At 68.2% G+C, this 15,925-nt stretch carries 15 protein-coding genes; 12 read left to right on the plus strand and 3 right to left on the minus strand.

From position 1 onward, the window contains the following. Nucleotides 1–90 precede the first annotated feature (90 nt). The 5 genes from CAP40_RS11180 to CAP40_RS11200 all read left to right on the plus strand — a co-directional run bounded on the left by CAP40_RS11180 (nt 91) and on the right by CAP40_RS11200 (nt 5,900). Complete coding sequence (locus CAP40_RS11180) at nt 91–465, plus strand: hypothetical protein (RefSeq protein WP_086129600.1); 375 nt, start codon at nt 91–93, stop codon at nt 463–465. Between the two features lie 55 nt (nt 466–520). Then, nucleotides 521–1,294 carry a DeoR/GlpR family DNA-binding transcription regulator gene (locus tag CAP40_RS11185; RefSeq protein WP_086129601.1) on the plus strand — a complete coding sequence of 258 codons (774 nt, stop codon included), beginning with the start codon at nt 521–523 and terminating at the stop codon, nt 1,292–1,294. A gap of 17 nt (nt 1,295–1,311) precedes the next feature. After that, the gene (locus tag CAP40_RS11190; RefSeq protein ID WP_086129602.1) at nt 1,312–2,457 is read left to right on the plus strand and encodes an MFS transporter; all 1,146 of its coding nucleotides are present in this window, start codon (nt 1,312–1,314) and stop codon (nt 2,455–2,457) included. Between the two features lie 123 nt (nt 2,458–2,580). After that, nucleotides 2,581–4,812: a TonB-dependent receptor gene (locus CAP40_RS11195; RefSeq protein WP_086129603.1), complete on the plus strand. Its 2,232-nt coding sequence runs from the start codon at nt 2,581–2,583 to the stop codon at nt 4,810–4,812. Between the two features lie 14 nt (nt 4,813–4,826). Next, nucleotides 4,827–5,900 carry a PepSY domain-containing protein gene (locus CAP40_RS11200; protein WP_086130071.1) on the plus strand — a complete coding sequence of 358 codons (1,074 nt, stop codon included), beginning with the start codon at nt 4,827–4,829 and terminating at the stop codon, nt 5,898–5,900. A 39-nt stretch (nt 5,901–5,939) separates the two neighbouring features. Here CAP40_RS11200 and CAP40_RS11205 read toward each other — a convergent pair whose 3' ends face one another. Next, nucleotides 5,940–6,665 carry an SDR family oxidoreductase gene (locus CAP40_RS11205; protein ID WP_086129604.1) on the minus strand — a complete coding sequence of 242 codons (726 nt, stop codon included), beginning with the start codon at nt 6,663–6,665 and terminating at the stop codon, nt 5,940–5,942. Between the two features lie 150 nt (nt 6,666–6,815). Here CAP40_RS11205 and CAP40_RS11210 point away from each other — a divergent pair, with 150 nt between their 5' ends. Then, the gene (locus tag CAP40_RS11210) at nt 6,816–7,763 is read left to right on the plus strand and encodes an AraC family transcriptional regulator (protein WP_086129605.1); all 948 of its coding nucleotides are present in this window, start codon (nt 6,816–6,818) and stop codon (nt 7,761–7,763) included. Here CAP40_RS11210 and CAP40_RS11215 read toward each other — a convergent pair. Continuing rightward, nucleotides 7,709–8,947 carry a TetR/AcrR family transcriptional regulator gene (locus tag CAP40_RS11215; protein WP_086129606.1) on the minus strand — a complete coding sequence of 413 codons (1,239 nt, stop codon included), beginning with the start codon at nt 8,945–8,947 and terminating at the stop codon, nt 7,709–7,711. The genes CAP40_RS11210 and CAP40_RS11215 overlap by 55 nt on opposite strands. Before the next feature lie 143 nt (nt 8,948–9,090). Between CAP40_RS11215 and CAP40_RS11220 the strand changes: the two genes are divergently transcribed. From CAP40_RS11220 to CAP40_RS11245, 6 genes are all read left to right on the plus strand, one after another. After that, on the plus strand, nt 9,091–10,374 hold the full coding sequence (locus tag CAP40_RS11220) for an acyl-CoA dehydrogenase family protein (protein ID WP_086129607.1): 1,284 nt from the start codon (nt 9,091–9,093) through the stop codon (nt 10,372–10,374). A 99-nt stretch (nt 10,375–10,473) separates the two neighbouring features. Beyond that, complete coding sequence (locus CAP40_RS11225) at nt 10,474–11,559, plus strand: Zn-dependent alcohol dehydrogenase (RefSeq protein WP_086129608.1); 1,086 nt, start codon at nt 10,474–10,476, stop codon at nt 11,557–11,559. Then, nucleotides 11,556–12,572 (plus strand): phosphotransferase family protein, encoded by a 1,017-nt coding sequence (locus tag CAP40_RS11230; RefSeq protein ID WP_086129609.1) that lies wholly within the window; start codon nt 11,556–11,558, stop codon nt 12,570–12,572. The genes CAP40_RS11225 and CAP40_RS11230 overlap by 4 nt, the downstream gene beginning before the upstream one ends. A gap of 99 nt (nt 12,573–12,671) precedes the next feature. After that, the gene (locus tag CAP40_RS11235; RefSeq protein WP_086129610.1) at nt 12,672–13,439 is read left to right on the plus strand and encodes an SDR family oxidoreductase; all 768 of its coding nucleotides are present in this window, start codon (nt 12,672–12,674) and stop codon (nt 13,437–13,439) included. Nucleotides 13,440–13,471: 32 nt separating this feature from the next. Further along, nucleotides 13,472–14,257, plus strand: a complete 786-nt coding sequence (locus CAP40_RS11240; protein WP_086129611.1) for an SDR family NAD(P)-dependent oxidoreductase — start codon at nt 13,472–13,474, stop codon at nt 14,255–14,257. Between the two features lie 54 nt (nt 14,258–14,311). Further along, on the plus strand, nt 14,312–15,025 hold the full coding sequence (locus CAP40_RS11245) for a hypothetical protein (protein WP_086129612.1): 714 nt from the start codon (nt 14,312–14,314) through the stop codon (nt 15,023–15,025). On the opposite strand, the gene CAP40_RS11250 is transcribed toward CAP40_RS11245, so the two are convergent. Further along, entirely contained in the window at nt 15,022–15,921 is a 900-nt protein-coding gene (locus tag CAP40_RS11250) for a PhzF family phenazine biosynthesis protein (RefSeq protein WP_086129613.1), read from the minus strand. The two genes, CAP40_RS11245 and CAP40_RS11250, sit on opposite strands and share 4 nt — an antisense overlap. Nucleotides 15,922–15,925: the final 4 nt, after the last annotated feature.

Genomic DNA, 15,925 nt, shown 5'->3' on the forward strand with positions numbered 1-15,925 from the left:
GAGCGATCCGCGGGCCCGTTTCGCTGTTTCAGACGCGGTTCAGCCGGGCAGGCGGAAGGAGAGGGGGAGATGATCGTGGAGAGATGCCGCATGCGTGTGTTCCTGTTGTCCCTGTCCGTCTTGCTGGCATCGGCCGCGCCCGCATCGGCCTTCGCCCAGGCGGCGCCGGCGCCGGAATGCGCGGTAAGTATCCAGTTCGGCAGCTATGCGATGGGGATCGACGGGCCCGCCTTCGAACGGGTGCGGGCGCTGCTCGCGCGCGATCGCGGCGTGCGGGCAGTGGACCAGCGGCATTGGGGGCGCGAAGGCGAAACGACGCTCTGCGTGCGGACGCGCCGGCCGGGCGATGCGCGGCGGCTGTTCGGGCGCGTGAAGGCGGCGCTGCCCGCCACACCGCGCGGGCCGATAACGGTGGAGGCGCGCGGCGGCCTGCGCTTCGAGGTGCCACGACAGCCAAAGAACTGAATCGTGCACGATTGTGCGAATTGACTCGCGTGATTATGCACGATAATGCCGATTCATGATTGTTGATCTCCCCAATGCGCGGCGCGATGCGATTGCCGCGCGCCTTGCCGACGGGCAGCCGGTCTCGGCCGGGGCCCTGGCTGCCGAGTTCGAGGTTTCGGAAGACGCGATCCGGCGCGATCTGCGCGCGCTGGCCGCCGAGGGCAAGTGCCGGCGCGTCTATGGCGGAGCGCTGCCGGTCACTCCGGTCTCGGCCCCGATGGCGGCGCGGATCGAGGGTGACCAGGGGCACAAGCGCGCGCTGGCCCGCGCCGCCGCGACGACGATCCGGCCGGGCGAGTTCCTGTTTCTCGACTGCGGCAGCACCAACCTCGCGCTGGTCGAGTTCCTGCCCGAGGACAAGGATCTGACCATCGCGACCAATGCGATCGACATCGCCGCTGCGGTGCTGCGGCGACAGGACCTGAAGCTGATCGTGCTGGGCGGCGAGGCCGATCCGATCGTCGGCGGCTGTGTCGATGCGGTGGCGCTGCAGGCGCTGGTGCAGATGCGGTTCGACCGGGCATTTCTCGGCGCCTGCTCGGTGTCGGAGGAAGGCGTGGGGGCGGCGCAGCTTGCCGATGCCACCTTCAAGCGCGCGGTCCTTGCCCGGGCCGGGCGCGCGGTGGCGCTGATCGCCAACGACAAGCTCGGTCGTGCCGCGCCGCACCAGGTCGCTGTGCTGGGCCAGATCGATATGCTGGTGGTCGAAGCGAGCGCCTCCGCCGCGCAGCGCGCCGCGCTCGATGCGGCGGGGTGCCGCGCCATCCTCGTCGCCGATCCCGCCTGAACCAGCCGGAGCATTCCATGATTTCCGCCGATCGCCCGGCCACCCGGCTGGCCACCCGTCTTTCCTTCCTGGTCGCCGGGTTCGGGATCTCCTGCTGGGCGCCGCTGGTGCCCTTTGCCAAGGCGCGCCTCCACATCGACGCCGCGATGCTGGGAGTGCTGCTGCTCTGCATCGGCATCGGCTCGATCGCGGCGATGCTGGCGACCGGGCCGCTCAGCGCGCGCTATGGCGGAAAGCCGGTGATCGTGACCAGCGGCATCGCGCTCGCGGTGATCCTGCCGCTGCTGACGATCGCGGCGACGCCCCTGGCGCTCGGCGGCGCGCTGCTGCTGTTCGGCGCCGCGCTGGGCTCGCTCGACGTGGCGATGAACGTGCACGCGGTGGAAGTGGAGCGCGCGGCGGACCGGCCGCTGATGTCCGGTTTCCATGCGCTGTTCAGCATCGGCGGCTTTGCCGGTGCCGCGCTGATGACGATTTTCCTGTCGCTCGAGGTGAGCGCGCTCGCCGGCAGCCTGGTGTGCGCGGGGATCATGCTGGCGGCGATGCTGTTCGCCTGGCCGCGATTGCTGCCGGCCATGAAGGGCGAGGACGGGCCGCTGTTCGTGCGGCCGCACGGCGTGGTGCTGCTGCTGGCGGTGCTCGCCATGGCGACCTTCCTCGCCGAGGGCGCGATGCTCGACTGGAGCGCGCTGCTGATCACCCAAATGGGGCTGGTCGGCGCTACGCAGGGCGGGCTGGGTTATATCCTGTTCGCGATCGCGATGACGGGCGGACGGCTGTCGGGGGACTGGCTCACGGCGCGGCTGGGCGACTATCACACCTTGCTCGGTGGCGGCCTGGTGGCGGTTACGGGCTTCGGGGTGCTGCTGAGCGTGCCGTTCGCGCCGATCGCCCTGGCGGGGTTCCTGCTGATCGGGCTGGGGGCGTCGAACATCGTGCCCGTGCTGTTCCGTCTGGCCGGGGCGCAGACCCAGATGCCGCCGGCCCTGGCGATCGGCGCGATCACCACGCTCGGCTATGCCGGCATTCTCGCCGGGCCGGCGGGGATCGGCGTGGTGGCGGAGGCGGTGGGGCTGCGCGCCGCCTTCTGGATGCTGGCGGTACTGCTGCTGCTGGTGCCCTTCACTGCCCGGCGGACGGCGAGGGCGGCGCGTTCGGCCTGAAGCGGAGCCGGCACTGCCCAGGAGCTATTGCAAGCCAGTTGCAATAGCATCTCGCCACTGCTAGCGGCTCCCGCGAACAGGCCGGCCCATGGTGGCACGGCGACAATCTCCGGGGGTTCATTCATGGCCGTGCGTGCGCGACTTTCGCTGCTTTCCCTGCCGTTGCCGGTGCTCGTCGCGGTGATGCCGCAGGTCGCGCAGGCCCAGCAGGCCGAGCCGCGGAAGGATGCGGACGCTTCCGAGGAAATCGTCGTCACCGCGGCGCGCACAATGCTGCCGCCCAACGCGCTGCCGCTCACCATCGACGTGATCGACAAGCAGCGGCTCGACCAGCAGATCGCGATCTCGGGATCGGTGACCGACGCAGTGGCCAACTTGACCCCGTCCTTCTCGCCGACGCGCCAGAAGCTGTCCGGTGCGGGCGAGACGCTGCGCGGCCGCTCGCCGCTCTATGCGATCAACGGCATCCCGCAATCGACGCCGATGCGCGACGGCAGCCGCGACGGCTTCACCATCGACGGCTTCTTCGTCGACCGGGTCGAGCTGATCTACGGCTCGAACGCACTGCAGGGGATCGGCGGCACCGGCGGCATCGTCAACCAGGTGACGGTGGGGGCGCCGAAGACCGACGGGATCAGCGGGCGGGTGCTGTTGCAGGGCACGGCGGACAATGATTTCCGGAGCGACGGCATCGGCGGCAAGGCCGCGGGGCTGGTGCAGTGGAAGTCGGGCCGCTTCGATGCGAGCTTCGGCGCGGCCTATGAGAAGCGTGGCGTCTTCTACGATGGCGACGGGCGCCGCGTCGGCCTGAACCTAACCCAGGGCGAGACGCAGGATTCGGCCACGGTCTCGCTGTTCTCGCGCATCGGCTACCAGCTGGGCGATACCGGCCGGATCGACCTGATCGCCAGCCGTTTCGAGCTGAAGGGCGGCGGCAACTATGTCGCGGTGCCGGGCAACCGCGCCACCGGCCTGCCGACCAGCGCGGTCCGCGGCGATGCCCCGGGCAAGCCGGCGGCGAGCCGGACGGAGAGCGTGGCGCTCACCTATACCGACACGGGGCTCGGCGGCGGCAACTTCGTCGGCCAGATCTTCTTCAACCGCACGCACGACAGGTTCGGCGGCGAGATCGCCCCGATCGCGACGTTCCAGGATCCGAAGCTCGACCCGACCGAGAAGCTGTTCGACCAGTCCGAGAACCGCTCGCGCAAGCTGGGCGCCAAGCTGAGCTACGAGCGCGCGGTGCCCGGCTTCGAGGCGCTGACCGCCACGCTCGGCTTCGACGCGCTGATCGACAAGACCGAGCAGCGGCTGATCGCCACCGGCCGCATATGGGTGCCGCCCAGCGACTTCCGCAGCCTGGCGCCGTTCGCCCAGGCGAACCTCAAGCTGTTCGGCGGCAAGCTGCGCCTGGCCGGCGGCGCGCGCTACGAGAATGTCGAGATCAGGATCGACGACTACCACACGCTCGCCTCGACCACCTATGTCGCGCCGAACAAGGCGACTTATGGCGGCGTCGCGGTGGCCGGCGGCAAGCCGAAATTCGAAGATCTGCTTTTCAACGGTGGCGTGATCGTGGAGCCGGTGGCCGGCATCCGCGCCTATGCAAGCTATGCCGAAGGCTTCACCGTGCCCGACATCGGCCGCATCACCCGCGCGATCAAGGTGCCCGGCGTCGACCTGGACAATTATCTCGATATCTCGCCGATCGTCTCGAACAACCGCGAGATCGGGGTGGAAGTGAAGCGCGGGCCGCTCGACGGCTCGGTCACGTATTTCTGGTCGTCGAGCGACAAGGGGCAGCTGCTGATCGCGCGCGCGGGCGGGATCTTCGACGTGCAGCGCCAGCGCGTGGAGATCCAGGGGCTCGAGATCAATCTTGGCGTGAAGCTGCCGGTGCCGGGCCTGAAGGCGAGCATCGGCTATGCGCATCTGAACGGCCGCTACGACGCGGACGCAGTGCCGGACGGCAAGGTCGACACCGATCTCGACGGGACCAACATCTCGCCCGATCGCATCAACCTGGCCGCGGACTATGCCAGCGGGCCGTTCAGCGCCCGCGTGCAGACGCAATTCTACCTGTCGCGCCGCTTCGACGGCAAGGCGCGCACGATCGACGATGCCAATCCGCTGCATCCGCAGAAGCTGTTCATGAACGATTTCGGCGGCTATGTGCTGACCGACGCCTATGTCCGCTACCAGACTAGGCTGGGCGGGCTGAGCCTCAGCGTCACCAACCTGTTCGACAAGATGTACATCGACTATAGCTCCGACACGCGCCTGCCGAACGACAACACGGTGTTCTACGCCGGGCGCGGGCGCACCTTCACGCTGAGCTGGGACTATCGCTTCTGATGCGGCGCGGCGCGATGCACTGGCTGGACCTGGTCCATCGCTGGACGGGCGGCGTGCTCGGCCTGGTGCTGGCGATCATGGGGCTGACCGGGGCGATCCTGGTCCATGAGGAGAGCTGGCTGGCGCTCACCCTGCCGCACGCGGTGGATGTGCGCGTGGCGGACGAAGGCGCGATCGCCGCGACCACGGCGAAGCTGATGGCGGCCGAGCCGGCTGTGCAGGGCATCGTCTATGCCGACGACCGGTTCGGGCTGCACCAGCTGCGCCTGGCCAAGGGCGCGGGAGCCTATGCCGACCAGGCCGGCAATGTGGTGATGCGCTGGGACAGTCAGTGGAGCCGGCCCGAATTGTGGCTGTTCGACCTGCACCACCATCTCTTCGCCGGCGATACCGGCGAGACGGTGATCGGCATCGCCGGGCTGGCGGCGATCCTGTTCGTGATCACCGGCACGATCCTGTGGTGGCGGACGCGCAGGACCTTCAGGTTCCGGCTCTGGCCCAAGCGGCTGAGCCGGCCGATGATCGTGATGCAGCACCGCGACCTGGGGATCGTGGTGGCGCCGCTGCTGCTGCTGTCGGCGGTGACCGGCACGATGATGATCTTCAAGCCTTTCGCGGCGCTCGTCACCATGCCCTTCTCCTCGCCGGCGGCCGATGCCGCGGCGATGAAGCCGCCCCGGGCGAAGAGCGGTCCGCTGGCGGCGCATCCCGACTGGCGGGCGATCGTGGCGGCGGCGCATGCGCGCTTCCCCGACGCGCAGATCCGCATCCTCTCGCTGCCGCGCAAGGCCGGCGACCCGATCCTGGTGCGGATGCGCCGGGCGGGCGAGTGGCTGCCCAATGGCCGCTCGAACATCTGGTTCGACGCTGCCGACGGGCACGTGCTGGGATCGATCGATGCGCTGGCGCTGCCGAGGGGGGCGCAGATCTTCAACGGCGCCTATCCGGTGCACGCCGCCAAGGTGGGCGGGCTGTTCTATCGGCTGCTGCTCACCGTATCGGGGCTGGCGATGCTGCTGCTCGGCAGCCTGGCGGTGTGGAGCTTCTGGTTCAAGCGGCCGAAGATGGGGAAGGTGCGGGCGGGGTGAACCTTCGGGCGGCATGCGCCCGAAGGTTCGATGGTCGCCCTACATGTTGGCGGCGGTGGGGCGGACGATCACTTCATTGACATCCACGCCATCGGGCTGCTCGATTGCATAGCGGATGGCGCGGGCGATGGCGTCCGGGGTCAGCGACTTCCGGCGCCAGTCCTTTAGCGCGGCGGCGACTTGAGGATCGCTGATGTCGTCGCCCAGCTCGGTCGCGGTGACACCGGGCGAAATGATCGTCGCGCGGATGTCGTCATGTTCCTGGCGCAGGCCTTCGGTGATTGCCCAGACCGCGTATTTGGTGCCGCAATAGACTGCGGCAGTCGGCAGCACGAGGTGCGCGCCCACCGATGCGACGTTGACGATATGGCCATTCCGGCGGGCCACGAAGCGGGGCAGCACCGCTGCGATGCCGTTGAGCACGCCGTGGATGTTGACGTCGATCATCCGCTTCCACTCGTCGATCTTGAGCGCGGCGAGGGGGGAGAGCGGCATCACACCGGCATTGTTGATCAACACGTCGATCCGGCCGAACTTCGCCTCGGCGGCGTCGGCAAAGGCGTTGAAGCTCGCGGTATCGGTGACGTCGAGCTCTCGCCAGGCGATGTTGGCGCCGAGTTCGTCGGCGAGCGCCTGGAGCCGGTCGCCGCGCCGGGCGCCGATGAACAGCCGGGCACCGGTCGCGGCCAACTCGCGGACCGTGGCTTCGCCGATGCCACTGGAGGCACCGGTGATGAGGATGGTCTTGTCGCTCAGTCCCGTCATGAGGGGGCTCCTTCTCGTTTGGAATGACGAGCGGGGATGTGGGGCACGGGCGGGCCCGGGCGGTAGAGCAATTGCCCGGAGGCTTTGTACGATCCTCCAGAGTTGTGCGAAAGCAATTGCGGACTGCTTTCGTATGCGGGAAGCAGGGGAATGCACCATATCACCGATCTTGCCGCCGCGATCCTGCGGCACGTGCCTGAAGGCGGAATGGTGGGAACAGCCGTTCAGCGGTTGACGCTCATCCGGGCGGACCAGCCGAGCATGCCGGTGCCGTCGGTCTATGAGGCTTCGCTTTGCTTGATTGCCCAGGGATCGAAGCAGGTGTCGCTGGGCGATCATAGCGTGATCTATGATGCGTCGCGCTATCTGCTGGTCTCGGTGGACCTGCCGCTGGTCGGACATGTGCTCGAGGCGAGCGCGGATGCGCCTTATCTTTGCTGCAAGATCGATCTCGACCTGCCAGCGCTTGCCGATCTGATGATTGCGGAGGGCCAGGCCATTTCGGGCGCAGACCTACCGGCCATGGCGGTGTATCCGGGCGATGCCGACTTGATCGATGCCGCGTGCCGGCTGGTCAAGCTGCTCGACCGGCCTGCGAGCATCGGCGCGCTGGCGCCCTTGATCGAGCGGGAAATCGTCTACCGGCTGCTTACCGGTCCGCATGGCGCGACGCTGCGGCGCATGGCGAAGGGGGATAGCCATCTTGGCCAGATCCGCAGGGCGATCGCGCGCATCCGGGCCGGGTTCGACCAACGGCTGCGGATCGAGGAGATCGCCGCCGCCGCCGGGATGAGCGCCTCTTCGCTGCACGCGCATTTCAAGGCAGCGACGCGGATGACCCCGCTCGAATATCAGAAACAGCTCCGCCTGCAGGAAGCGCGGCGGCTGATGATGGCCGAAGGCGCGAGCGCGGGATCGGCGGGGTTCGCGGTGGGTTATGACAGTCCGTCGCAGTTCAGCCGGGAATATCGCCGATTGTTCGGGGCGCCGCCAAGACAGGATATGGAGCGGTTGCAGGCCGAAGGGGAACTGGTGGAGGCGCTCTACCCCGCCAGTACCCGATCGTCGAACAGGCCGAACGCCAGCGTGGAGGCATAGAAGGCCACCGCGCGCTCGCGCGGCATGGTGCTGGCCCATTTGCGCATGTCGAACGCGGCATTCTGGAGCGCCATCAGCGTCTGCGAGGCGACCAGCGGGTCGATCGCGCGGATCGAGCCCTGGGCGATGCCGTCCGACAGCATGCCGGCGAAGCGGCGGGCGATGCGGTTCGAGCGGTCGATCATCGTCGAGCGGACCTGGGGCGGCAGGCCGGAGAGCGCGGTGGTGCGCAGCAGCGGCCCGCGCTCGCTGAACTGATAGTCGAGCAGCGTGGCGATCGTGCTCTCCAGCTGCTCCCAATGCGTGCCGCCGGCATTCTCGGCCAGGCGCTGGGCGTCGGCGATGATGTCGAAGCTGCGCTTGTAGCAGGCGATGACCAGCTCGTCCTTGGCGTCGAGATGGTGGTAGAAGCTGCCCTTGGTGACGTTGAGCTCGCTGGCGATCTTCTGGACCGAGGCGCCGCGATAGCCGAGTTCGTTGATCAGCCGGGTGGCGGCGAGCAGGAAGGCCTCGCGGCCAGGCTCGGGCTCGTCATGCTCGATGTCGAGCATCGCCGGCGTCCAGGCTTCGCCTGGGGCGGCGATGCCGGTGCGGAACACGTCCATCAGGCGCGCCTCGACGCGCGGATATTCGTCCACCTCGTAGCGCGGCAGCCAGGCGGTGAGCCAGAAGGTGTTCTCGAGCAGCACGTGCGCGCGGGCGCCGTGGAGGTCGGTCTCGGCCCGGCTGGCGGCGGGGCCCCAGAGCGCGCGCGTCTTGCGGAACACGTCGCGCCAGCGGTCGAGCAACTCGCGCTTGATCGGGTCTTCCATGGCGCGCAGGTCGGACAGGATGGCGAAGTCGCGCTCGGCGCCGCGGCGGATGCGGGCGAGCCGCTCCATGTTGATGTTCAGATAGCGCGCGACCCGGGCCTCGGGCGTGGGCTCGCGCGCCGCATCCTCGAGCATCGCCTCCAGCCGGTCGAGCGTCTGCTCGAAGGCGGCGGCGGCAAGGTCTTCCTTGCGCTTGAAATAATAGGTTACGGACGTGGTGTTGAGGCCGACGCGGCGGGCCACGTCGGCGAAGGTCATGCCCTTGGCGCTCTGCTCGTTGATCGCGTCCGCGGCCGCGGCGAGGATCGCATCCCGCTTGGCCTGGAAGCGTTTCGTCGCGCTTGCGATTTCGACTTTCCCCGGTGCATTCATTGCAACCAGTCTAACGGATTTGGTGTGAAGCCAAAGCGTTTTTTCGAATCGCGGTTGTGCCGATTTTCGCGCTGGCCCGACTTTACCGAATATCCGGTATGCTCTACTCCGGTCGGCGAAACTCAGATCGGAGAGGATGCGCCATGGATTTCACGCTGAGCGAGCGCGAGACCTATTTCCGCGACCGGGTGAAGGCGTTCATAGACGCGCGCATCCGCCCCCGCGACGGCGAATATCGCGCCCAGCAGAAGGAGGGCGATCGCTGGAAGGTGCTGCCGGTGATCGAGGAAGTGAAGGCCGAGGCCAAGGCCGCGGGCCTGTGGAACTTCTTCATGCCGCCGCATTCGGGCCAGGCCCCTGTCGACGACAGCTTCGCGTTCCAGGGCACGCAGCTGACCAACCTGGAATATGCGCTGTGCGCCGAGGAGATGGGGCGGCTGGGCTGGGCGTCCGAATGCTTCAACTGCTCGGCACCGGACACGGGCAACATGGAAGTGCTCCACCGCTATGGCACGCGGGCGCAGAAGGACCGGTGGCTCGCGCCGCTGATGGAGGGGGAGATCCGCTCGGCCTTCCTGATGACCGAACCGGCGGTGGCGAGCTCGGATGCGACCAACATCCAGACCAGCATGGTGCGCGACGGCGATCATTATGTGATCAACGGGCGGAAATGGTGGAGTTCCGGCGTGGGCGACCCGCGCTGCGCGGTCTCGATCGTGATGGGCAAGACCGATGCGGGCGCCGCCAAGCATGCCCAGCAGAGCATGATCCTGGTGCCGATGGATGCCCCGGGCGTGAAGATCGAACGGATGCTTTCGGTTTTCGGGTATGATCATGCGCCGCACGGGCACGGCGAAGTGGTGCTCGAGAATGTCCGCGTGCCGGCGGAGAATGTGCTGCTGGGCGAAGGGCGCGGCTTCGAGATCGCCCAGGGGCGGCTCGGGCCGGGGCGGATCCATCATTGTATGCGGACGATCGGCGTGGCGGAGGAAGCGATCGAGGCGATGGCCAGGCGGCTCGTCAGCCGCGTGGCGTTCGGCAAGCGCATCTCGGACCATTCGATCTGGGAGCAGCGCATCGCCCGCGCCCGCATCGACATCGAGATGACGCGGCTGCTCTGCCTGAAGGCGGCGGACATGATGGACAAGGCCGGCAACAAGGCCGCGCAGCTCGAGATCGCGATGATCAAGGTGCAGGCGCCGCAAATGGCGCTGCAGATCATCGACGACGCGATCCAGGCGCATGGCGGGGCCGGGGTCTCGGGCGATTTCGCGCTGGCGCACGACTGGGCGGGCATCCGCACGCTGCGCCTGGCGGACGGGCCGGACGAAGTGCATTGCCGGGCGATCGCGCGTAACGAGTTCGGCAAATATGCCGAGTTCAAGGCGGACCGGACCTCGTCCGGCGAGATCGGCGTGAGCCGCTGAGCGTCACCCTGGCGAAAGCCCGGGTCTCAGGCGAAGGCGCGGGAAAGAGCCGCACGAGGTCCCGGCTTTCGCCGGGATGACGGATTGAGTGGAGGTAGTGTGAAAGCAGCCGTTCTCTACGAAGCGGGCAAGCCGCTTGAGATCACCGATATCCGCGTATCCAAGCCCGGGCCGCGCGAAGTGCTGATCCGTACCAAGGCGGTGGGCGTGTGCCGATCGGACCTGCACTTCGTCGACGGCGCCTTTCCACATCCGGTGCCGACGGTGCCGGGGCATGAGGCTGCGGGGGTGATCGAGGCGGTCGGCAGCGACGTCGCGCATCTGAAGGTGGGCGACCACGTCATCACCTTCTTCACTGCATTCTGCGGCAGCTGCGAGATGTGCGTGACCGGGCGGCCCTCGCTCTGCGTCGATCCCTCCACGCGGCGCCCGGCGGATGCCGAGCCCCGGTTGAGCCTGGGCGACGGGACCGCGTTGGCGCCGTTCCTAAACCTCTCCGCCTTTGCCGAGCAGATGCTGGTGCACGAAAATGCCTGTGTCGCGATCTCGAAGGAGATGCCGCTCGATCGGGCCGCCTTGCTCGGCTGCGCGGTGATCACCGGCGCGGGCTCGGTGTTCAACGACAGCCGGGTCCGCCCTGGCGAGAGCGTCGCCGTGATCGGCGCGGGCGGCATCGGGCTGGCGGCGATCAATGCCGCGAAGATCGCGGGCGCGGGCATGATCCTGGCGATCGACCCGGTGGCGGAGAAGCGCGAACTGGCGCTGAAGCTGGGCGCGACGCATGCGCTGGACGCGATGGCCGACGGGTTGGCCAAGGACGTGCTCAAGCTGACCGGCGGCGGCGTCCATTACGCGATCGAGGCGGTCGGCCGGCCGAACACCGCCGAGCTGGCCTGGAACATCCTGCGCCGCGGCGGCACCGCGACGATCCTGGGGATGATCGCGCCGGGGAACAGCGTGAGCCTGCCCGGGCCGACCTTCCTGACCGGCAAGAAGATCCAGGGCTCGCTGCTGGGCAGCACGCGTTTCCCGATCGACATGCCGCGGCTGGTGCAGATGTATCTCGACGGGCTGCTCGACCTCGATACCATGGTGGCCGAGCGGATCCGGCTGGAGGAGGTCAACGAAGCGCTCGACAAGCTGCGCAAGGGCGACAGCGTGCGCTCGGTGATCGAATTCGCATGAGCGATCTGGACGAGGCCCGGCTGGCAGACTGGCTGGCCGCGAACGTCGCCGGGTTCGCCGGGCCGATCGCGGTGACCAAGTTCCCGGGCGGGCAGAGCAACCCGACCTATCGGATCGATGCCGGCGCGGGCGCCTATGTGCTGCGGCGCAAGCCGTTCGGGCCGATCCTCCCTTCCGCGCATGCGGTGGAGCGCGAATATGCGCTGATCGCGGCGCTGCACCCGACGGGCTTCCCGGTCGCCCGGCCTTATGGGCTGTGCGAGGATCCCGGAGTGATCGGCGCGCCCTTCTACATCATGGAGATGGTGGAGGGGCGGACCTTGTGGGACGGCGCGCTGCCGGGCATGGCACCGGCGGAGCGGACCGCGCACTATGATGCGATCGTCGACACGCTCGCCGCGCTGCATGCAGTGGACTATGAGGCGGTGGGCCTGGGCAGCTATGGCAAGCCGGGCAATTATTTCGCGCGGCAGGTCGAGCGCTGGTCGAAACAATATCGGATGAGCCAGACCGACGACCTGCTCGAAGTGGAGCGGCTGATCGAATGGCTGCCGCGCACCGTGCCCGAGCAGACGCGCACCAGCATCGTCCATGGCGACTTCCGCATCGACAACATGATCTTCGCGCCCGAGGGACCTCGGATATCGGCCGTGCTCGACTGGGAGCTGTCGACGCTGGGGGATCCGCTGGCGGACTTCTCCTATTTCCTGATGAGCTGGGTGACCGAGCCGGAAGGGCGATCGGGCGTGAAGGGGCTGACGGGTCCGCAGACCGGCATCCCGACGATCGAACAGGTGGTCGCGCGCTATTGCGCGGCGACCGGGCGCGACGGGGTGCCCGATCTCAACTGGTATTTCGCCTATAACCTCTTCCGGCTGACCGGCATCGTGCAGGGGATCAAGAAGCGGATGATCGACGGCAACGCCTCCAGCGCCCAGGCGGCGGCGACGGTGGAGCGGCTTCCCGGACTGGTGGCGGCGGCCTGGCATTTCGCGCGGGAGGCGGGGGCCTGATCGTCATCCCGGCGAAAGCCGGGGTCTCGTGCGGCTCTTTTCCCGCCATCGCCTGAGATCCCGGCTTTCGCCGGGATGACGGACAGAGTTGGAGGAAGGATGAGCACATTGTTCGACCTGGCCGGCAAGGTGGCGATCGTCACCGGATCCTCGCGCGGGATCGGCAGGGCATCGGCGGAGGCGCTGGCCGGGCACGGCGCGAAGGTGGTGATCTCCAGCCGCAAGCAGGACGCGTGCGACGCGGTGGCGGCCGACCTCGACGCAAGGCACGGCGCGGGAACCGCGCTGGCGGTGGCGGCGAGCATCTCGGACAAGACGGCGCTCCGGCATCTCGTCGACGAGACCCGGCGGGTGTTCGGCCGGATCGACGTGCTGGTCTGCAATGCGGCGTCCAACCCCTATTACGGGCCGCTCGAGGGGATCGCGGATGACCAGTTCCGCAAGATCCTCGACAACAACATCCTCTCCAACCACTGGCTGATCCAGATGGTGGCGCCGGAGATGCGGGCCCGGCGCGAGGGATCGATCGTCATCGTCTCGTCGATCGGCGGCCTGCGCGGATCGCCGGTGATCGGCGCGTACAATGTCTCCAAAGCGGCGGACCTGCAGCTGGCGCGCAACTATGCGGTGGAGTTCGGGCCGGACAATGTGCGGGTGAACTGCATCGCGCCGGGCCTGATCCGGACCGACTTCGCCCGGGCGCTGTGGGAGGATCCCGAGCGGGCCAGGGCGACCAACGCGACCACGCCGCTGCGCCGCATCGGCGAGCCGGAGGAGATTGCCGGCGCGGTGGTGTATCTGGCGAGCCGGGCCAGTGCGTTCATGACCGGGCAGGCGATGGTGATCGACGGGGGCGTGACGATCTGATGCCCGCGACGTCCGATGACGGAGAGTTGAATATGCAGTTCGAAGGCAGGGTTGCGATCGTCACCGGCGCCGGCTCGGGGATCGGGCGGGCGACGGCACGGGCGTTCGCCGAGGCAGGCGCCAGGGTGGTTGCGGCGGATCTGAGCGCCTCGGTCGACGAGACGGTGGCGGGCCGCGAGGGGATGATCGCGGTGCGCATGGATGCGGGCGACGAGGCCGATGTCGAGCAACTGGTCGCCACCGCGGTCGACAGGTTCGGGGGGCTCGACATCTTCTATGCCAATGCCGGAATCTCGGGTGGCGCCACGGGCATCTTCGATACTCCGGTGGAACTATGGACCGAAGTGCTGCGCGTGAACCTGATCGGCCCGGCGCTGGCGATCAAGCATGCCGGGCCGCGGATCGTGGAGCGGGGCGGCGGCGCGATCCTCTGCACCGCCAGCGTGGCCGGACTGCGATCGGGCGCCGGCGGCCCGGCCTATTCGGCGAGCAAGGCCGGCGTGATCAACCTGGTCCAGACCGCGGCCCAGCAATTCGCGGGATCGGGCGTGCGGGTGAACGCGATCTGTCCGGGGCTGATCGAGACGGGGATGACGCAGCGCGCGTTCGACTATGCGCGCGAGAACGGCAAGGAAGACAAGCTGGGGCGCCTGAACCCGTTGCGCCGTGCCGGCGTGCCGGAAGAGATCGCCCGCGTGGCGCTGTTCCTGGCGAGCGACGCGGCGAGCTATGTCAACGGCCAGGCCTGGGTAGTGGATGGCGGGCTTTCGTCGAGCCACCCGGTGACGCGACAGGAATTCGGCAAGCCGGCCTTCTGATTGACTTGGGGCGGGCCGCTTCGCACTCTTCCGATCAACAGAGGGAGAGCGGGCATGAAATGGCTGTTGGCGGCATTTTCACTGATATCGGTCACGCCGGCCTTCGCGCAGCAAGGGGCTCCGGTCACGAGCGCGCAGGAGATCGTGGTGACCGGCTCGCGGCGCGAGGCGGATGATTATTCCGATACCATGCCGATCATCACCCTGCGCCGCACCGCGGACTTCGCGGTGCAGGAAGTCAGGGTGGCCGGCGATACGCGCGAGGCGGGCAAGCGGCGCGACGAGATCTATGCGATGATCCGCGGCGCGATCGACCTGGCCGGCAGATATGACGTGGAGCTGGCGACGGGCGAGTATGTCGTCGAGCCGCTGACGGCGGCCAACTACCGGAACCTCCCTTTGTCGAACGACGGGCGGCCGGACACCGACAAGACGGTGTTCCTGGTCAAGACGCGCCTCGCGCCCGGTGTCGACGCCAAGACCGCGCTCGACCGGATCACGCGCTTCCTGAAGGCGGTGCCGAGCGTCGGCCGGGCGGAGATGACCGAGAAGGGGGATCTCACCTTGTCGGTGGTCAATCCCGACCAGTATCGCCCGCAGATCATCGGGCTGATCGCAGCGGATGCAGAGGCGACGGCGGCGAAGTTCGGCACGGGCTATGGCGTGGAAGTGCGGGGCCTGGACCGGCCGGTCGAATGGGCGCGGGCCAGCCTGACCGAGGTATTCCTGTATCTGCCCAGCGCCTATGTGGTGCGGCCGAGGAACTAGAGCGCGACGCTGCCGCTGAACACCGGCACGCAGCGGCCGGCCACGCTGGCGCGGATGCCCCCGGGCGCACGCCAGGCGCGGACGGCAAGGTTGCTCGGCCGACCCATCTCCACGCCCTGGCGGATGTCGAAACGGGCGGCCTCCTCGCCGCCGAGCGACAGCAGCAGCGCGCCGAGCGTGGCGTTGGCGCTGCCGGTCGCAGGGTCTTCCCAGGTGCCGGTGAGCGGGGAGAACATACGGGCACGGACGCGATTGCCCTCACGGGCATAGAGGAAGATCGAGAGGCGCGCGGCGCTGTCGCGCTCGGCATCGGCGAGGCGCTGATAGGCGGCGATGTCGGGCCGGGCGAGGCCGAGCGCCTCCTCGGTCACTTCGACGAAGACGAAATCCACGCCCAGGCTGGCGCGCGTCGGAACATGGGTGGTGGTGACCAGGTCCGCCATGTCGAGGCCGATACAAGCGGCGATATCGGCCAGCGGGAGCGTGCCGAGCAGCTGGAGCGGCTGGGGCGCGTCGATCTCGGCACCGAGCGGACGGCCCGCATCGTCGCGCGCGATGCGGACTTCGACCAGCCCGGCGATCTCCTCGAAGCGGAGCGTGTCGCCCGCATCGGGGCGCAGGCCTGCGAGGACGAAGCCGGTGCCGACATTGGGGTGGCCGGCAAAGGGCATCTCGGCGGTGCGGTGGAAGATGCGGACGCGGGCGGTGTTGGCCGGATCGACGGGGGGCAGGACGAAGGTCGTCTCGCTATAGTTCATTTCGGCGGCGAGGGCCTGCATCTCGGCATCGGTCATGCCCCGGGCATCGGTGAACACGGCGAGCGGATTGCCGCCGAAGCGCGTGTCGGTGAACACGTCGAGCGTGACATAGGCGAAGTGGCGCGGGGCGGTTTCCATGCTC

The sequence above is a fragment of the Sphingomonas sp. IBVSS2 genome (genome assembly GCF_002127225.1).
GTDB lineage: Bacteria > Pseudomonadota > Alphaproteobacteria > Sphingomonadales > Sphingomonadaceae > Sphingomonas.